Below are 17,707 nucleotides of genomic sequence, written 5' to 3' on the forward strand. Positions count from 1 at the left end.
TGCGAAACGCGGATGGGCCCGGGATAGATTCGCCACCCCCACGCGTCTGTCATGGAGACGGCTCATGCGAGAGGAACGGGTGTGGATGAAGACGGCAGAGCGAGGTTCGGCGAATTCGCGGCGGCGCGTACGGCGGCGCTGATCCGCACGGCCTACCTGCTGACGGGCGACCAGCATGCCGCCGAGGATCTCGTGCAGTCAGCCCTGGCGAAGACGTTCGCCCGCTGGCGTTCGCTGCGGCACGAGGACCCGGAAGGTTATGTCCGCACCGCCATGTACCGCGAGCAGGTCAGCTGGTGGCGGCGGCTGGGCCGGATCCGGGAACTGGTGACGGCCGCGCCGGCCGACGTGGCAACGCCCGATCCGAGCAACCATGCCGACCTGCGGGTGGCGATGCGAACGGCGTTGCACCGGCTGCCCGCTCCGCAGCGCGCCGTGGTGGTGCTGCGCTATTACGAGGACCTGACGGAGAGCCAGGTCGCCGAGATCCTCGGCTGCTCCGTCGGAACGGTGCGCAGCCGCACCTCCCGGGCCGTCGGCCGGCTGCGGGAGCTGTTGTCCGCCGAGTCCGTGCTGGAGATGACGCCATGAGCACCCCCTTCGAAGACCTCATCCGCAGCTCCCTGTCCGGCATCTCCGAGGAGGCCTCGCCCGTGGAACTGACCACCCGTGCCGTCGCGCTGGCCCGGCGCAGGCGGGTGACCACGGTCGCGCTGGGAGCCGTCGCCGCCGTGGCCGCCGTGTCGGCCATCGCCCCGGTGGCCGTCGGCTCCGGCCGGGGCGGGCCGCCGGTCGCGTCCGTGCCGTCGGACGACAGCTCACCGAGCAGCAACATCGCGCAGCGGCGCGCGGACGCGGTCGTCAGCGGGTTCGGTCCGGTGAGCCCGGCGATGATCTGTGACAACGGCGACGACGGCCTTGGCATCGTCAACCAGACCCCGTGGTACACCGCCTACTTCACCGCCGACGGCGACCGCGTAGACGATGTCGTGGTCGCCGCGGCCGCGCAGGCAGGCTGGAAGCTCGTCCGCGACGAGCAGGCGCTCGCGGTGTACCCGCACATGGACCCGGACGGCACGGTGCGCGGCGACGTACCGTTCAAAGGCGTGGGCCCGCTGGCGGGCGTGCCGTTCGGCGAGTCGACGACCTATCTGGCCGACCGTCGCGACAGCGACCGGTTGCTCGTCGTCGACGTCGTGCGGTCAGGGCCCGTGCGGCTGTTCTGCGGGGGCACGAAGGAGTACGGCCGCCAGACGAGCCCTGCGGACGGCAGGGTCATCATCGTGCTCTCCATGACGGCGGCGAGGATCCTCACCGCACCGTCATGAGCACCCTCGCCCCAGATCACCAGGCGGCATGCCGAGCCGCCCGGCAGGCCGAGACGATCATGTCGCAGCGGAGGTATACGGTCAGCCGGCACTCGACGAAGGTGAGGACTGGCATGGGTTACGGCGTCATGGCGTACGCGGTCGACATCGACAAGCTGGTGGCGCTCTGCGGCAGCGGCGACGACCGGGCGCGCCGGGCCGTGAGCGGGCGGTTCCGGGACCGGATCCAGCGGCTCAACGACGAGCTGGGCTGGTCGAACGAGCGCGGCGAGCCCTCCGTCTTCACCGCGATCAACCACCTCGTGCTGGGTGAGCAGCCCACCCTCGACGGCGCGATGTACGGCTACGCCTTCAAGTTCCTCGTCGAGTTCTCGGGCCGTTTCCTGGACAACCGGCCGTTCTATCCATGCCGGTCGCACTACCTTTCGGACACCGTCGACCCGGAGCTGGCCGCTCTCGGCGCCGGCATCCGGATGAGCGGCCTGATCTTCGGCGGGGCGCCCGTGGCGTTCCCGCCACCGGACGACTTCCCGGCGATCGGGCACTGGACGGCCGCCCAGGTGGCCGCCGATGCCGAGCGGCTGCGTGATGCTTCCACCATCGAGCTGAAGACCATCTCGGGGTGGCTCGACGAGGCCGCGGCGACCGGGCGCGGCGTGGTCGGCTTCTACCACTGAGCCGGACGCCTCGCATCGGGCGCCGTCACCGGGGACCTCGGGCCGGGGTCGGCTCAGTCCCGCGCCTCGGCCCGCAGCCGCTGCTCGAGGCGCTCCTGCTCGTGCAGCGGCTGCCGCTCGGCGGCGATCAGCTCGTCCCGCGCCCCGCTGGTGGCCCGGACCAGTTCGTCGAGCTTGAGCAGCACCGCCCGGGACTCCCGACCGGTGGCGTGCTGCACGAAGAAGACCATGATGAAGGTGAAGACGCCGGTGACGGCATGCAGGACGGCGATCCACTGATGGGTGAACCCACCGACGACGCCGACGACCAGCCACGCGGTGGACAGGACCACCGCCGCCACGGCAGCCCACGCCGAGCCGGTCAGGTCGACGACGCGCCGAGCCGCCGCGGAGATCGCACTACGGGCCCCTGCCTCGTCGGGTTGCACAGCTGACTCCTCCCGCCCGGCCACACCACCGGGAACGCGCCTGCCATACCCGCCGCGACGCGGCGCCAATCACGGCGTCGCCAACCGCCGGGCTCCGGGCGACGTACGCCGGCCGTACACTGCCCGCCGTGAGCCGCAAGAGTTACTACGACCTCGCGTTCGGCGTCGCCGCGGGTGGTTCCCACAAGGACGCCCACTACATCCGGGGCACCCTCGACGAGATCAAGGCCGATCTTGCGGCGGAGCTGGCGGAGGGCATCAACCTGTATCTGCTCTGCTGGTACGGCGCGGATCTGACGCTCGACGTCTACCAGCACGGCGCCCTCGCCACGTCGATCGACCTGCACCCCTTCATAGCCATCGAGGTCGAGGGGTATCCGAGGATCACGTTCACGGGGCCGGGCAAGCCGGTCGGGCACGACTTCGACTCCGACGAGGAGCGCGGAGTCGACGACGGCAGCCTGTCCGACCTCTTCTTCATGGGCGCGGTCGAGGACGTGACCACGGTGACCGTCGACTGGTCCGGCATCGCCGCGCCCGTCCTGCTCGGCGAGGTCGTCCAGCCCGGCGACCTCGTCAGCCTCGGCGCCCGGCCGGGTGACACCGCGACGGACGACGAGGACTACGTGCCATACGGGTTCACCGACTTCGAAGGCTGAAAGCCGGGCTGGACGGTGGGCGCGGACCACCGTCCACATGCGAGGTATCCTGTCGGCCAGTCCGACGGGGTCTTGGGGTGACGATGTTCTTCCGGCGCAGGACCGAGCAGGCACGCGCGCTGCGGTACATGGCGTACGTGTCCGACACGAAGATCGACATGTTGATCAGCCAGATCCAGGAGCCGCTGCGGCGCAGCATCGCCACGGAGCTGAAGCTCGACCTGAAGCTGATCGGCCTCACGCTGAACGCCGACAGCCCGCTGCGCCAGCAGAGCCGCATCGAGAAGGTGGCCCTGGTCGAGGACTACCTCGCCCGCCACCAGCAGGTCGGCGATCTGACCGCGACGCAGGGGTACGTCAGGGCACGGCTCAACATGGACTGGGCGCCGCTGTCGGACATCGAGCCCGGACGCGCGGACGCCGAAAAGATCACCTTCTTCTGCGGGTACACCCCGGACCTGCTCGTGGTGCTCGGCGGCTCGACGGCGCACCTGCTCGGGACCCCGGTGGAGCCGGCGGCCACGCCGGGCTCGCAGCCGTACGCGATCCGGCGGGCCCTGCAGCCGGTCGCGCCGCAGGGCACGGGGCTGGACGAGCAGGCGGAGACCGACACGGTGCGGTCGCTGGCCGACGGGATCGCGGCCACCGCGAAGGCGGTGTTCCAGACGCCGCAGCCGGTGCAGTTCCTCGCGCGCTGCATCAGCCGCGGGCCGCTGCCGGACGGCTCGCAGCGCCCGGCCTACCTGCTGGGCAGCCCGCTGTACGTCGAGATGGTGGACTTCTAACCCGATGAGCGGCGCCGCGCACTCGGCCGCGGCCGGGACCTGGCAGGTCGGCGACGTGATCGCCGGGCTGTACCGGGTGACGAAGGTGCACGAGCACGGCGGCATGGGCCTGGTCTACCGGGTGCGCCACCTGGGCTGGGACACCGATCTGGCGCTGAAGAGCCCCCGGCCGCAGCAGCTGCGCTCCGCCGAGGACCAGCAGCGCTTCGTCGACGAGGCCCAGGCGTGGATCTCGCTGGGCCTGCACCCGAACGTGTGCGCCGCCCACTACGTGCGCGCCGTCGACGGCGTGCCGCGCGTGTTCGCCGAGTACGTGCCCGGGGGCAGCCTGCGGGAGGCCATCGACGACGGGCGGCTGTACGAGGGCACCCCTCACGAGGTGCTCGCGCGGCTGCTCGACGTCGCCGTGCAGCTCGCCTGGGGGCTGGCCCACGCGCACCGCCGGGGCCTGGTGCACCAGGACGTCAAACCGGCCAACGTGCTGCTCGACGAGGCGGGCACGGCGAAGGTGACCGACTTCGGGCTGTCCCGGGTGGGCGCTCCCGCCGCGCGGCCGGGCCCGGCCCGGCCCGGGATCTGGGCCGGGCCCGGGTTGAGCATGCGGGTCAGCGCGGGCGGCCTCACCCCCGACTACGCCTCGCCGGAGCAGGCGGCCGGTGCGCCGCTGAGCCGCCGCACCGACGTGTGGAGCTATGCGGTCTCGGTGTTCGAGCTGTTCACCGGCGGCGTGGTGTGGTCCAGCGGCCCGTCGGCCGACGTCACGCTGGCCGAGTATCTCCAGTACGGCCCGGACGATCCGGCCGCGCCGCGGATGCCCGCGACACTGGCCGGGCTGCTCACGTCCTGCCTGCTCGACGATCCCGCCGCACGGCCCGGCGACCTGGCCGAGGTCGCAGACATCATCGCGGCCGTGTACGCCGCCGAACTGGGCCGGGCATACCCCCGGACCGCCCCGGCCGAGGCCGGCCTGCGGGCCGACGAGCTCAACAACCGGGCGCTGTCGCTGCTCGACCTCGACGACACCGGCGCCGCCGATGCCGCGCTGCGCGCGGCGCTGGAGGCGGACCCGCACCACCTGGAAGCCGTCTTCAACGCCGCGCTGCTCGGCTGGCGGCGCGGCGACCTGACCGACGACGAGGCGGTGGCCGCCGTCGCCGCGGCCCGCGCCACCCGGCCGGACCACTGGCTCGGCGCCTACCTGCTGGCCCAGGTGCACCTGGAGCGCGGCGACCTGGACGCGGCGCTGCCGCCGCTGGCCGAGGCGGCGCAGCGGTCACCCGACGATCCGCAGTTCGCGGAGCTGCTGCGCCGGGCCCGCGCCGGCGAACTGGCGGCCGGCGGCACCGCCTGGACCGTGCCCGGCGAGCGCGGCGGGATGACCGGCCTGGACCTCGGCCCGGACGGCAGGGTGGTGCTGACCGCGCTGGTGGACGAGCCCCCGCCGCAGCGGGGCCTGCGCGCGGCGCTGTTCGGAGGCGAGCACCGGAGGCCGTCGGCGAGCATCGTCAACGTCGACTTCCCGGCCGGCGGGCGAGGCCCGCTGAGCTTGCGGCTGGGCGCCTTCGCCCACCACTTCGCGGTCGGTCCCGACGACCGCCTGGCCGCCGTCGGGGGCAGCGGCGACGACGCGGTGGTATGGGATCTGGAGCGCGGCCTGGCGCTGCGGCGGCTGCCCGGTCACGGGATCTTCGTGACGGCGCTGCGCTTCAGCGCCGACGGCCGGGTGCTGGCGTCCGGGTCTGGCGGCGGCTCGATCCGGTTGTGGGATCCGGTCACCGGCGCGTGCCTGGCCACGCTGACCGGGCACGAGCGGGAGGTCCACGGGCTGGCCTGGCCGGCCGACGGCTCGCTGCTGGCGTCGGTGAGCAGCGACCGGACGCTGCGGCTGTGGGATCCCCGGGCGGGCCGGTGCACGGCCGTGCTGCCGCACGCGGACCGGGTGTCGGCGGTGGACCTGAGCCCGGACGGGCAGTACGCGGTCACCGGCGACTACGGCGGTGTGGTGCGGATCTGGAGGCTGGCGGCCGAGGGCGGCAGCTGCCTGCACGAGCTGCAGGGCCACCAGGGCCGGGTGACGGCCGTGTCGGCGAGCGGCGCCGGGCGGTTCCTGACCGCCGGGCAGGACGGGATCCTGCGGCTGTGGGACGCGGCGAGCGGGCGCTGCCTGCGCACCGTCGAGGCGCACCGCGATGCGGTCTTCCGCGGCCTGTCCACCACCCAGACGGTGTACGTCGCGGCCCGCGCCGGCTCGGACGGGCGTTTCGCGTACTCCATGTCCAACGACCTGCGGCTGCGCTCGTGGGGGCTGCCGACCGGCTACACCGCCGCGCTGCAGGTGTGCCGTCCGCGGCCGGTGTCGCGGCTGCACGAGTTCGACGCGCGCTTCAAGCAGCTGCTGAGCGGTGCGGAACAGGCGATGGGCGAGGAGCGGGTGCCCGCCGCGCTGGAGCTGATGCGGCAGGCGCGGGCGGTGCCGGGCCACGAGAACGCGCCGGAGGCCGTCGCGGCCTGGCAGCGGCTGGCGCGCTCCTGTGGACGGACCGGGCTGCGCGGGGCGCGGCTGGTCCGGCGGATCGCCCTGGACGAGCCGGGGTCCCAGCGGTACTGGACGCCGCGGGTCGCTGTCAGCGCGGACGGGGCCAGGGCACTGACCAGTTCGCCGGACGACGCGATGGTGCTGTGGGATCTGGCGACCGGGCGCGCCGAGCGCCGTCTGCGTACACCGGAGCACCGGATCTCGGTCGAGACGCTGGCGCTGACCGCGGACGCTCGGCTGGCGGTGGCGATCGACGGATACCGCCGCCTGCTGGTCTGGGATCTGCACCGCGACGGCGAGCCGAGGCTGCTGGCCACGCTGCCCTCGACCGGCTCACGGGTGTGCCTGGACCGGGCGGGCGCGTACGCGCTGACCGGCACGGGCTCCTACACCATGCTGCGCCGCTGGGACGTGGCGGCAGGCACCGAGCTGGCCGCGTTCCACGGACGCGAGCGGCTGGTCAGCAGCACCGACGGGTACTCGCGGATGGAGCCCGAGACGCTGCACGGCGTCTGCCTCAGCGGTGACGGGCGGCTGGCGCTGGCGGCCGCGCAGGACGGCGACGTGCTGCGCTGGGATGCGGTCAGCGGGCAGCCGCTGGGCCGCCTGCGCGGCCACGACCAGCGTGCCGAGTGCGTGGCGATCAGCCCTGACGGCCGGTTCGCGCTGTCCGGGGCCTGGGACACCACGGTGCGCTACTGGGACCTGGCGCGGGGACGGTGCGTGCGGGTGCTGGCCGGGCACACCCAGCCGGTCGACGCGGTCGCCTTCACCGGCGACGGGGAGTTCGCGGTCTCGGCCGGGCGCGACCACGCGGTGCGGGTGTGGCGCTTACGCGACGGAGCATGTGTCCAGGTGCTCGACGGGCACGACGGCCCGGTGGCCGGGGTGGGCCTCGGCGACGACGGGTGGCTGGCGGTGTCGGTCACCCGCGAGAGCCTGTCGGTGTGGGAGCTGGACTGGGAGCTGGCGGCCGATCCGGCCACCGGGCCGCAGGGCGGTCGATGGTGGGGCCGGATGCGGACCGGCCGCGGTGGCGGCATCACCACCTGATCCGGCAGCCGAGACTGCTGTTTCCCTACGTGACCTCTCAAATGGGTGACAATGCGGCAATTCTTGCGTGCGACGATTCGGCGATAAGTTGCGTCGAAATCTGCGACGATTAGGCGGAGCGGCGGTTCACGTCCGGGCACAGCGGCCGAGACTGCCGTCTCCACACCTAGATGCGAAAGCAGCGTGGCTTCTCATCAGATCGTTGAGAGGACCGACCCCGATGCGACTGAACAGCAAATTCTCGGCACTGGCAGCGACCTGCTGCGCCGCCGGAGTCATTCTCACGGCAGGACCGGCGGCGGCAGCGGTGCCCGCCGACGGCGAGTTCGGGCCGGCCTGCGCGGCACTGCCGCAGGGCGGCAGCCCCGGAAGCCTGCAGACCATGGCCGGGCAGCCCGTGGCCGACGCCGCGGCGGGCAACCCGCTGCTGTCCACCCTGGTGACCGCGGTGAAGCAGGGCGACCTCGTCGACACGCTCAACAACGCCGAGGACGTCACCGTGTTCGCGCCGACCAACGAGGCCTTCGCGAAGATTCCCAAGGCCCAGCTCGACCAGGTCCTCGCGGACAAGGAGCAGCTGCGCAAGCTGCTGACCTACCACGTGGTGGCCGGGCGGACCGCACCTGACCAGCTGGACGGCTCCCACAAGACGCTGGAGGGACAGGACCTGACCGTGACCGGCAGCGGCGCCGACTTCACCGTCAACGACACCGCCAAGGTGGTCTGCGGCAACGTGCAGACCCGCAACGGCACCGTCTACGTCATCGACAGCGTGCTGATGCCTCCGTCGTGAACCGGCGGCCAGACGCGTGCCGGGTGGACGGCAGACACCACCCGGCACCCCGCGACGAGCTGAAAGCGATCACCAAGCCATGAGCCGATCACACCACGACGACGCCACGCCGAGATCGCCCCGGAAGGTCCTCGTCACCGGGGCCACCGGCTACATCGGCGGGCGGCTGGCACCCCGGCTCATCGAGGCCGGGCACGACGTACGCTGCCTCACCCGCTCCGCCGGCCGCCTTCGCGACGTGCCCTGGGCGGCCGAGGCGGAGATCGTCGAGGGCGACGTGCTCGACTTCGACGAGACCTACCAGGCGCTCAAAGGCGTCCACATCGCCTACTACCTCATCCACTCGCTGGGAACCGCCCACTTCCAGGACGTCGACCGGCGGGCCGCGCAGACGTTCGCCGCCGCCGCGAAGAAGGCAGGCGTCGAACGCATCGTCTACCTCGGCGGTCCCACGCCCCGGCCGTCCCGCGACGGCACGCCTTCGTCGGCGCACCTGCTCTCCCGGGACGAGGTGGCCGCCGTGCTCACCGCGTCCGGAGTGCCGACGGTGACGTTGCGGGCGGCGGTCATCATCGGCTCCGGTTCGGCCTCCTTCGAGATGCTGCGCTACCTGACCGAGCGGCTGCCCGTCATGGTCACCCCGCGCTGGGTGAGCACCCGGATCCAGCCCATCGCCGTACGCGACGTGCTGCACTACCTGACGGCCTGGGCGGATGTGCCGGACCGGGTCAACCGGTCGTTCGACATCGGCGGCCCCGACGTGCTCACCTACCGCGAGATGATGATCCGGTACGCGCGCGTCGCGCACCTGCGCCCCCGGACGATCATCCCGGTCGGGGTGCTCTCGCCCTGGCTCAGCTCGCAATGGGTCAACCTGGTCACCCCCGTGCCCGGCGCCATCGCCAAGCCGCTGGTGGCCAGCCTCATCCACGAGGCGGTATGCCACGATCACGACATCAGGAGGTACGTCCCGGATCCGCCCGGCGGGCTCAAGGGATTCGACGAGGCCGTCGCCCTGGCCCTGGTCAAGATCCGGGATGCCGACGTGGAGACCCGCTGGTCGACCGCCACCTGGACCGGCGCCCCGGCCGAGCCGCTGCCCACGGACCCGGACTGGTCGGGCGGCAGCGCCTACGTAGACCGCAAGACCCGCCGGGTCCACGCCCCGCCCGAGGCACTCTGGGACGTCATCGTGCGCATCGGCGGCGAGACCGGCTGGTACTCCTCCCCCATGGCCTGGGCGCTGCGAGGATGGCTCGACCGGCTCATCGGCGGCGTCGGGCTGCGCCGCGGCCGCCGCGATCCCGTCGAGCTCTACGTCGGCGAGGCCCTCGACTTCTGGCGGGTAGAGGAGATCCAGCACGGCAGGCTGCTGCGGCTGCGGGCGGAGATGCTGCTGCCCGGCCTGGCCTGGCTGGAGCTGAAGGTCGAACCCGACCTGCTCAGCCCCGCCCACGTCAGCCGCTACCAGCAGCGTGCCGTCTTCCTGCCGCGCGGGCTGGCCGGGCATCTGTACTGGTACTGCATCTCCCCGTTCCACCATCTGATCTTCGGGGGGATGGCGCGCAACATCGCCCGGGCCGCCGAGCGCAGCGCCGCCACCGGCGACACGCCCGAGGTCGTCGAGATCACCCCGTCGCGGGTCCGCGCCGAGCCCGTGCCGGAGCCCGCCTCACCGCGCGCAGCAGTCCGCGCCGGGTTTGCCCGGCCGGTACGCGGGTAATGCAGATTGCTTTCACTTCATTGAGGAGTTGGTGATGAGCACGGTTACCGAGTCCGTGGACGTCCACGTTCCGCTGCACACCGCGTACAACCAGTGGACCCAGTTCGAGTCGTTCCCGAACTTCATGGGCGGCGTCGAATCGGTCACGCAGATCGACGCCACCCACAACCACTGGGTCGTCAACGTCGCCGGCGCGCGGCGCGAGTTCGACACCGAGATCACCGAGCAGCACCCCGACGAGCGCGTCGCCTGGAAGAGCACCAGCGGCGACACCCGGCACGCCGGTGTCGTCACCTTCCACCGGCTCGGCGACACCGACACGCGGGTGACCATCCAGCTGGACTGGGAGCCCGAGGGCCTGGTCGAGAACGTGGGCGACGCGGTCGGCGCGGACGGCCGCCAGGTCAAGAAGGACGCCAAGGCGTTCAAGGAGTTCATCGAGCAGCGCGGCCTGGAGACCGGCGGCTGGCGCGGCAACGTCGACACGCCCGGCGCCCGCCCCGACACACGACGATAATCGGTCGCGACCGGGAACCGACAGCGATGAGGTGATCAGCCGCGTCGGCGGCGGCGCATGAACGCACCAGACGACCCTGGCCGGACGGGAGATTTCGGGCTGGGCGGGTCAGCCGATCCAAGGTCGACCGACAGCGCGCTGACCGTAGCCGTCGCCTTCCTGATGAACCTGCTGATCGCGATCGCCAAGACGATCGCCGCAGCGGTGACCAGATCGGCGTCACTGACCGCGGAGGCGGCCCACTCGTGGGCGGACGCGGGCAACGAGATCTTCCTGATCGTGGCCAACCGCCGCGCGGCTCGCCCGCCCGACCCGGCACATCCGCTCGGCCACGGGCGCGAGGCGTACGTCTGGTCGCTGTTCGCCGCGGTCGGCCTGTTCGTCGCCGGTGGCGCCTTCTCGATCACGCACGGCGTCGGCGAGCTGCGTGACCCCACCCCGGCCGAGGACTTCCTGGTGGGGTACGTCGTGCTGGCCGTGTCGTTCGTGCTGGAGGCGGTGTCGTTCCTGCAGTCGCTGCGCCAGGCGCGGGCCGACGCCCGGCTCATGCAGCGCGACGTCATCGAGCACGTGCTGGCGACGTCCGACCCGACGCTGCGGGCGGTGTTCGCCGAGGACGCCGCCGCGCTGATCGGCCTGGTGCTGGCCGGTGCGGGCCTGGCCGCCCATCAGGTGACGGGCTCGGCGGTGCCGGACGCGATCGGCTCGATCCTGGTCGGGGTCCTGCTCGTGGTGGTGGCGGTGGTCCTCATCAACCGCAACCGCCGCTTCCTCGTCGGCGAGGAGGCCGATCCGCGGGTACGGGCCGCCGTGCTGCGCTCGCTGCTCGCCATGCCCGAGATCGACCGGGTGACCTACCTGCGGCTGGAGGTGGTGGGCCCACGGATGATCTCGATCGTGGGTGACGTCGACCTCGCCGGTGACGACGCCGAGTCGCGCATCGCCGTTCGCCTGCGCGCCCTGGAAGCGAAGATCAGCCGTTCCCCCGCGGTGGCCGGGGCCGTGTTCAGCCTGTCCGCGCCGGACGAGCCCGCCCTGTGACCAGCCGGAGCGTGTCGAACCCGCCCGTAACGGCCGTGACCAGGTAAAACTCTTGCCATGGAGTGCACGGTGCTGCGTAGGTCGTCGGCTGGATATCGGGGAAAGCAGGGTGGTTTCTTCTTTCAGGGGATCTCAGCCGAGTCGTGCGGATCCCGGCGGCTGTGCCTGCACGTGGTGACGGTGCCGCCGCACACCGAGGGCACACCGCACGTGCACGCCGGACACGAGTCGGGCATCTACGTCGTCCGGGGCACCCACACCATCCGTTACGGGCAGGCGCTCGAGTTCAGCCAGGTGCTGGAGGCGGGTGACATGGTCTACATCCCGGCGGACGTGCCGCACATGCCGGTGACGGCCGACGAGGAGGTCGTCGCGATCGTCGCCCGCACCGACCCGCACGAGCAGGAGTCGGTCCACCTGCTCGGACAGCGTCCGCCGCTGGAACTCGTGCTGGGCGGCCCGGCCGGCGCCGTGCGCCGCTGACGACGCACGGCCGGCGCCGTTACCGGCCCGCGTCCCGCACCTGGTGGGCGCGGCGGGCCCCGGCTGCGGTGAGCCAGGCGGCCACGTCGTCGGCACCGCTGCGGATCGCCGCGTCGAGCGGGGTGAGCTGGTCGTATCCGATCCAGTCGCGGTCGGCGCCGAGGTCGAGCAGGTACGCGGCCGTCGGCTGCGCGCCGCCGTGGCAGGCCAGCCAGAACGCGGCGGTGATCTCCTCGGCGCCGGGCGGCGGCACGGCGGTGCACTGCTGCCGGACGAGGTCGAGCATGCCGAGCCCGGCGGCCTGCCACAGGTTGGGCCGCGCGCCGCGTTCGACCAGGCGGCGGGCCGCCTGCCACTGGCCGAAGGCGACCGCGTCGGCCAGCGGGGTGCCGTTGCCGATGACGCCGCCGCCCGCCTCGATGTCGGCGCCCGCGTCCAGCAGCGCGTCGAGGACCGCGACGTCGTCGCAGCTGGCGGCCCAGTGCAGCGGCGTCTCGGCGTGCGCGCCGTGGAACGGGGCGCCGACGTCGGCACCGGCGGCGACCAGCACCGCGACGACGGCGGGGCCGTTCGGGAAGTGGCCGGGCCAGTCCGTGGCGACGTGCAGCAGGGTCCGGCTCGCGCCGTCGCCGACCCGAGCGCCGGCCAGCCACGGATCCGCGGCCAGCAGCCGGTCCAGGGTGTCCGTGTCACCGGCCTGAACGGCGCGCACCGCTGCGGCGGCCGGTCCACCGGGGTCGAGGTCCGTCACGTCGCCGAGCCTAACCGCCCGGGGCGACACGGATCGGCGAACCGAGACCCGCCGCTGCCGCTGTGATGATCGCGGTTTCGTGTCACAAAGTGTGGCCAGAGCCCAGGTTTCGACACGAGAACGCGATCAACCGAAAGGGGGTGACGGCGCGGCGGCACCGTCACCTCCCGTTCGTCAGTGCTTGAAGAACTGCTGCGCGGGGCTGCCGTTGCAGTCCCAGAGTTGCAGGCGGGTGCCGTTGCCGTTGGAGCCGTTCGGCGAGTCCAGGCAGCGGCCCGACTGCGGGTTGCGCAGGGTGCCGTTGGCCTGCGGGATCCACTGCTGGGCGCCGCCGCCGTTGCAGTCCCACAGCTGGAGCAGGGTGCCGTTGGCGGTGCCGTTGCCGGTGGCGTCGATGCAGCGGCCGAGGGTGCGCAGCGTGCTCCCCTCCCAGGTCCACTTCTGGTCCACCGCGTAGTACTGGCAGTCCCAGAGCTGGATCACGGCGCCGTTGCCGCCGGTGTCGTCGGCGGCGACGTCGATGCACTTGCCGCCCGGTCCGATGATGTTGGTGGCCGCGGTCGCGCCGCCGCCGACCCGGAACACCTGGGCCGCGCTGTTGTTGCAGTCCCACAGCTGGAGCCGGGCGCCGTTGGCGGTGGAACCGCTGGGCGAGTCGACGCAGCGGCCGGACTGCGGGTTGAGCAGCGAGCCGTTCGGCTGCTGCACCCACTGCTGGGCGCCCCCACCGCTGCAGTCCCACAGCTGGAGCAGGGTGCCGTTGGCGGTGCCGTTGCCGGTCGCGTCCAGGCAGCGGCCGAGGGTGCGCAGCGTGCTGCCGTTCCAGGTCCAGCGCTGGTCCTTGGAGGCGGCCTGGCAGTCCCACAGCTGGACGGCGGAGCCGTTGCCACCGGTGTCGTCGGCGGCGACGTCGACGCACTTGGCGCCGGGGCCGATGATGCGCGGGCCGGGCGCCGGGCCGGTGTTGAGCGCCTTGGACGCGGCGATGACCGACTGGTTGGCGGCCCGGACCCGGTTCAGGTCGAACTTGAGCACCTGCCGGTCGTACGTCCAGAAGCCGTTGACCTCGCCCTCGACGTCGAACGGCTGGGTGTAGACCAGGCCGGCCAGGCCGCGGGTGTTGACCAGGTTCGTCGCGGACGTGATCAGGTGCACGTACCGGTCGGTGATGGTGGTGGTGTTGGGGTGCATCTCGTACGCCCCGAAGCTGCCGTTCGGGCTGTACTCGTGGCCCGGCGTGCGCAGGCCCATGCCGCCGTACTCGCCGAGCACGGAGACACGGGTCGACGTCGGGACCGGCGAGTCCGGGCCGACGTACATGTGCCAGTCCATGATGTCGCCGTTGCCGGGGTCGCCCTTGGACGCGCAGCAGTTGTAGCCGCTGTGCCCGTTGACCAGGCGGGTCGGGTCCTGGTTCTTGATGTTGGTGATGATGCGGCTGGTGTCGGCGAGGTTCCACTCGCCCCAGCCCTCGTTGAACGGCACGTACACCACCACGGCGGGTGAGGAGCGGTGCTCGTCGACGACCTCGCGCAGCTCGGACTCCCACTGCGCCTGCTGCGTGGCGTTGCCGGGGTCGCCCTTGCTCGGCATGTCCTGCCAGACCAGCAGCCCGAGGCGGTCGGCGTGGTAGAACCAGCGCTGCGGCTCGACCTTGATGTGCTTGCGGACCATGTTGAAGCCCAGGTCCTTGATCTTCTGCAGGTCGCCGGCGAGCGCCGCGTCGGTCGGCGCGGTGTACAGGCCGTCGGGCCAGAAGCCCTGGTCCAGGGTGCCGTTGTGCAGCACGAACTGGCCGTTGAGGGTGGGCACCAGGCGTCCGTTGACGACGGCCTTGCCGACCTCGCGCATGCCGAAGTAGTGCGTGGTCTGGTCGACGGTCGTGCCGGAGCTGTTACGCAGCGACAGGCGCAGGTTGTAGAGGAACGGGTCGTCCGGGGACCACCGCCGCGCGCTGGGCACGGGCACGGTGAACTCGGTGAAGCCGCCGGTGGCGGTGCCGACCACGGTGGTCCCGTTCAGGGCCTCGGCGTACACCGTGTGGCCGGTGACGGTGCCCCGGGTGAAGACCCGGATCCGCAGGGTGTTGTTGCTCAGGTTGGGGTAGAGGTCGGCGCTGTAGATCGACGCGGTGGGGGTCGGCTCCAGCCAGACGGTCTGCCAGATGCCCGAGGTGGGGATGTAGAAGATGCCGCCCGGGTTGCGGACCTGCTTGCCGCGCGCGGGGTTGGTGCCCTCGGCGCCGGAGTCGGTCGGGTCGAACACCCGCACGATCAGCTCGTTGGTTCCGCCGTTGAGCTGCGGCGTGATGTCGAACTCGAAGCGGTCGTAGCCGCCGGTGTGCGTGCCGACCTGGGTCCCGTTGACGTAGACCGTGGTACGCCAGTCGACGGCGCCGAAGTGCAGCTGCACCCGGCGGCCGGACCAGCCGGCGGGCACGGTGAAGGTGCGCCGGTAGGTCAGGTAGTAGCGGTTGTCGTTGGCGGGGCGCTTGATGCCCGACAGGGCCGACTCGACCGGGAACGGCACGTTGACCCGCTCGGGCAGGGTCTGGCCGAAGACCGGCGCGGTGTTGGCGGTGGACTGGCTCAGCTGCCACTCGCCGTTGAGGTTGAGCCAGTCGGGGCGGGTCATCTGCGGGCGCGGGTATTCCGGCAGCGGGGTGCCGTTGAGCGCCTGGCTGGTCCACGGTGTGGTCAGCGGGGACGGCTGGGCGGGGGCGGCGGCGGCCGGGGCGGCGCCGGCGGTGAGCCCGCCGAGAACGGTGAGGATGCCCAGCGCGCCGCTGAAGATGGCCTTCAGCGGGCGCCGTCGGGATGTGCGGTGCATGAGGACTCCCAGGATCGTTGCCGGTCCTGATGAGGCACGCCGAAACCTCATCCTGGCGGTGGGCGCGGCGGCGCGCCCGTCCGGTGGGACGCCCCGCCGCCGCTACGGAGCACGAAGCTCTATAACGTTATTTGCAGCTAATTGATACCGGCACAGATACACGGATGTCAAGGTTTCGACATCAACCGGAAACGAGCCGGCGGCTCACTCCGTGCTGATCACCACGATGCTGTCGGCCACGTCCAGGCACACCGGCTGCGACTTGCGCGGGTTCAGCACCACGCCGTACGCGGGCGACACGTCCGCCTCGGCGTGGCTGCGGTAGCCGATCGCCGACTCGCCCCGCCGCCGCGCCGACTCCACCACCGTGGCGAAGGTGACCTCGGCGCCCGGCTGCACGTAGTCGCCGGCGGGCTTGAGGTGGATCTCCGCGCCGGACGCCTCGAACAGGTCCGCGAACACCTCGTACAGGTGCCGGTTCTCGGCCAGCTGGGTCATCAGCAGGCTGATCAGCCGCGCGGACACCACGAAGTCGTCGGCCTTGGTGACCTGGGCGACCTCCCGGTTGCTGTCGTCGTTCATCTCCGTGACGATCGAGTACGGCTCGCCGAGGTTGACCTCGATGTCGCGCAGGTGCAGCAGGGTGACCAGGGTCCGGTCGTCGGCGTGGTCCGGCTCGGCCGCGTCGTCGGACAGCACGATGATGTGCTGGTATCCGCCCAGGTCCAGCGACTCCAGGTCGCGGCGGCTGGTCGGCTGGCAGCGCTTGTAGCCGACGGTGAGGTTGCCCCGCTCGGCGGCCAGCGCCTCCTCCGGCTCGCGCGGCGCGGCGACGTCCAGCTCGGAGCCCGGCTCGGCGAAGCGGTCGAGCAGGTCGAGCACCCGGTCGGCGCGGGAGTTCCAGCCGACCACCAGGGTCCGGTCGGGCACCTGCTTGGTGTCCGGCGTGACCACGATCGCCGTGGCGTCGATCCGGGGCGGTGTCGCGGCGAGCTCGATCAGCAGGTCGTCCTCGGCCACCAGGATGATCTCGTCGGAGGCGTCGAGCACGGTCTCCATCGGCGGGTTCACGGCGATGGTGCCGTCGGCGCGGCGCAGCCCGATCGGCGCGCCCGCCTCGAACGCGCCCAGCACGTCGCCGTACGCACGCCCGGCCAGGGACGGCTCGGTGCGCAGGTAGATCTCGTTGCCGGCGAAGTCGAGCAGGTCGGTGCAGACGGTCGACAGGCCGGACTGGCGGTGGGACTGGACCACCATGCGCACCGCGATGTCGTCGGCGTCGATGACCAGCGCGTGCCGCCCGGCGGCGAGCTTGGCGGCGGCGACGTTGGCCGACTCCTGCACCGCGGCGACCACGTGCGGGCGCACGGCGGGCCAGGGCCGGTTGTTGAGCAGCAGCAGCACCTTGATGACGTCGATGTCGGGGTCGTCGCCGGTGGGCGACAGCACCATCACCGCGCGCGCGGTGTCCAGGCTCACCAGGTCCAGGTCGGCCCGCTTGAGCGGGCTGCCGGAGCGGCACACCACGCGGGTACGGCCGGTGTCGCCGACCCGGTTGCGGATCTGGTCCTCCATATCGATCTTGTCGCGGTCGGCGAGGATGACCACGCTCGTCCGCGTGTTGCCCCGGTTGGCCGCGGCGAGCTCCGCCACCACCGTGAAGACCTGATCAGACCAGCCCAGCACCACGATGTGGCCCTGGGTGATCACCGGCGAGCGGCCCTTGCGCAGGTTGGTGATCGCGTCGTTGAGGCCCGTGGTCAGCACGCCGATGAGCGAGCTGACGATGAAGATGCCGCCGATGGTGACGACGAGCATCAGGCCGAGGTACACCGGGCTGCCGATGTCGCCGCCCATGGTGCCCGGGTCGAGGGTGCGCATCACGCTGTCCCACAGCACGGACGCCCAGCCGCCGCGCTCGCCGGTCTCCTTCGCGGCGAACAGCGCCGACAGTCCCGTCACGACCGTGATCAGGGCCAGCGAGGCCAGCCCCAGCCAGCCGATCAGGGCAGGGGTGCCCCGGTCCATCGTGCCGTCGAACCAGACGCGCACGCGTCGCCGCAGTCCCAGCCGCACCACTGAGGTTCCTCTCCACCGCCGCCCG

The 17,707-nt window shown here is 72.1% G+C and carries 15 protein-coding genes; 11 read left to right on the forward strand and 4 right to left on the reverse strand.

The features are described from left to right. Positions 1-81 precede the first annotated feature (81 nt). The 3 genes from Cba03nite_RS20950 to Cba03nite_RS20960 all read left to right on the forward strand — a co-directional run bounded on the left by Cba03nite_RS20950 (position 82) and on the right by Cba03nite_RS20960 (position 2,005). Positions 82-591, forward strand: coding sequence for a SigE family RNA polymerase sigma factor (locus Cba03nite_RS20950; protein WP_203748953.1), 510 nt, complete (start codon positions 82-84; stop codon positions 589-591). After that, positions 588-1,328, forward strand: coding sequence for a hypothetical protein (locus Cba03nite_RS20955; RefSeq protein ID WP_203748776.1), 741 nt, complete (start codon positions 588-590; stop codon positions 1,326-1,328). The genes Cba03nite_RS20950 and Cba03nite_RS20955 overlap by 4 nt, the downstream gene beginning before the upstream one ends. A gap of 113 nt (positions 1,329-1,441) precedes the next feature. Next, on the forward strand, positions 1,442-2,005 hold the full coding sequence (locus Cba03nite_RS20960) for a DUF7691 family protein (RefSeq protein WP_203748778.1): 564 nt from the start codon (positions 1,442-1,444) through the stop codon (positions 2,003-2,005). Positions 2,006-2,058: 53 nt separating this feature from the next. Here Cba03nite_RS20960 and Cba03nite_RS20965 read toward each other — a convergent pair whose 3' ends face one another. After that, the gene (locus tag Cba03nite_RS20965; protein WP_203748781.1) at positions 2,059-2,433 is read right to left on the reverse strand and encodes a low affinity iron permease family protein; all 375 of its coding nucleotides are present in this window, start codon (positions 2,431-2,433) and stop codon (positions 2,059-2,061) included. A gap of 128 nt (positions 2,434-2,561) precedes the next feature. Between Cba03nite_RS20965 and Cba03nite_RS20970 the strand changes: the two genes are divergently transcribed. From Cba03nite_RS20970 to Cba03nite_RS21005, 8 genes are all read left to right on the forward strand, one after another. Then, positions 2,562-3,092 carry a hypothetical protein gene (locus Cba03nite_RS20970; protein ID WP_203748784.1) on the forward strand — a complete coding sequence of 177 codons (531 nt, stop codon included), beginning with the start codon at positions 2,562-2,564 and terminating at the stop codon, positions 3,090-3,092. Positions 3,093-3,175: 83 nt separating this feature from the next. Beyond that, on the forward strand, positions 3,176-3,877 hold the full coding sequence (locus tag Cba03nite_RS20975) for a DUF7019 family protein (RefSeq protein ID WP_275411606.1): 702 nt from the start codon (positions 3,176-3,178) through the stop codon (positions 3,875-3,877). Positions 3,878-3,881: 4 nt separating this feature from the next. Continuing rightward, positions 3,882-7,466 carry a WD40 repeat domain-containing serine/threonine protein kinase gene (locus Cba03nite_RS20980; protein ID WP_203748790.1) on the forward strand — a complete coding sequence of 1,195 codons (3,585 nt, stop codon included), beginning with the start codon at positions 3,882-3,884 and terminating at the stop codon, positions 7,464-7,466. Positions 7,467-7,686: 220 nt separating this feature from the next. Beyond that, positions 7,687-8,259: a fasciclin domain-containing protein gene (locus Cba03nite_RS20985; protein WP_203748793.1), complete on the forward strand. Its 573-nt coding sequence runs from the start codon at positions 7,687-7,689 to the stop codon at positions 8,257-8,259. 79 nt (positions 8,260-8,338) lie between these two features. Then, complete coding sequence (locus Cba03nite_RS20990; RefSeq protein ID WP_203748796.1) at positions 8,339-9,982, forward strand: SDR family oxidoreductase; 1,644 nt, start codon at positions 8,339-8,341, stop codon at positions 9,980-9,982. Between the two features lie 34 nt (positions 9,983-10,016). Beyond that, positions 10,017-10,499 carry an SRPBCC family protein gene (locus Cba03nite_RS20995; protein ID WP_203748800.1) on the forward strand — a complete coding sequence of 161 codons (483 nt, stop codon included), beginning with the start codon at positions 10,017-10,019 and terminating at the stop codon, positions 10,497-10,499. A gap of 57 nt (positions 10,500-10,556) precedes the next feature. Next, a complete protein-coding gene (locus Cba03nite_RS21000; protein ID WP_203748803.1) occupies positions 10,557-11,540 on the forward strand; it encodes a cation diffusion facilitator family transporter in 984 nt (327 codons plus the stop codon). Between the two features lie 174 nt (positions 11,541-11,714). Next, the gene (locus tag Cba03nite_RS21005; RefSeq protein ID WP_203748806.1) at positions 11,715-12,023 is read left to right on the forward strand and encodes a cupin domain-containing protein; all 309 of its coding nucleotides are present in this window, start codon (positions 11,715-11,717) and stop codon (positions 12,021-12,023) included. A 19-nt stretch (positions 12,024-12,042) separates the two neighbouring features. Here the strand turns inward: Cba03nite_RS21005 and Cba03nite_RS21010 are convergent, their stop codons facing one another. The 3 genes from Cba03nite_RS21010 to Cba03nite_RS21020 all read right to left on the reverse strand — a co-directional run bounded on the left by Cba03nite_RS21010 (position 12,043) and on the right by Cba03nite_RS21020 (position 17,682). Further along, positions 12,043-12,774, reverse strand: coding sequence for an ankyrin repeat domain-containing protein (locus Cba03nite_RS21010; RefSeq protein ID WP_203748809.1), 732 nt, complete (start codon positions 12,772-12,774; stop codon positions 12,043-12,045). Between the two features lie 174 nt (positions 12,775-12,948). Continuing rightward, a complete protein-coding gene (locus Cba03nite_RS21015) occupies positions 12,949-15,603 on the reverse strand; it encodes a ricin-type beta-trefoil lectin domain protein (protein ID WP_239125920.1) in 2,655 nt (884 codons plus the stop codon). Positions 15,604-15,807: 204 nt separating this feature from the next. Continuing rightward, positions 15,808-17,682: a CASTOR/POLLUX-related putative ion channel gene (locus tag Cba03nite_RS21020; RefSeq protein WP_203748812.1), complete on the reverse strand. Its 1,875-nt coding sequence runs from the start codon at positions 17,680-17,682 to the stop codon at positions 15,808-15,810. Positions 17,683-17,707: the final 25 nt, after the last annotated feature.

Source organism: Catellatospora bangladeshensis (genome assembly GCF_016862575.1).
Lineage (GTDB): Bacteria > Actinomycetota > Actinomycetes > Mycobacteriales > Micromonosporaceae > Catellatospora > Catellatospora bangladeshensis.

What these genes read in the sequence shown, in the direction of transcription:
- Cba03nite_RS20955 (WP_203748776.1), top strand. Translation starts at nt 588, where the DNA reads ATGAGCACCCCCTTCGAAGACCTCATCCGCAGCTCCCTGTCCGGCATC.
- Cba03nite_RS20960 (WP_203748778.1), top strand. Translation starts at nt 1,442, where the DNA reads ATGGGTTACGGCGTCATGGCGTACGCGGTCGACATCGACAAGCTGGTG.
- Cba03nite_RS20975 (WP_275411606.1), top strand. Translation starts at nt 3,176, where the DNA reads ATGTTCTTCCGGCGCAGGACCGAGCAGGCACGCGCGCTGCGGTACATG.
- Cba03nite_RS20980 (WP_203748790.1), top strand. Translation starts at nt 3,882, where the DNA reads ATGAGCGGCGCCGCGCACTCGGCCGCGGCCGGGACCTGGCAGGTCGGC.
- Cba03nite_RS20985 (WP_203748793.1), top strand. Translation starts at nt 7,687, where the DNA reads ATGCGACTGAACAGCAAATTCTCGGCACTGGCAGCGACCTGCTGCGCC.
- Cba03nite_RS20990 (WP_203748796.1), top strand. Translation starts at nt 8,339, where the DNA reads ATGAGCCGATCACACCACGACGACGCCACGCCGAGATCGCCCCGGAAG.
- Cba03nite_RS20995 (WP_203748800.1), top strand. Translation starts at nt 10,017, where the DNA reads ATGAGCACGGTTACCGAGTCCGTGGACGTCCACGTTCCGCTGCACACC.
- Cba03nite_RS21000 (WP_203748803.1), top strand. Translation starts at nt 10,557, where the DNA reads ATGAACGCACCAGACGACCCTGGCCGGACGGGAGATTTCGGGCTGGGC.
- Cba03nite_RS21015 (WP_239125920.1), bottom strand. Translation starts at nt 15,603, where the DNA reads ATGCACCGCACATCCCGACGGCGCCCGCTGAAGGCCATCTTCAGCGGC.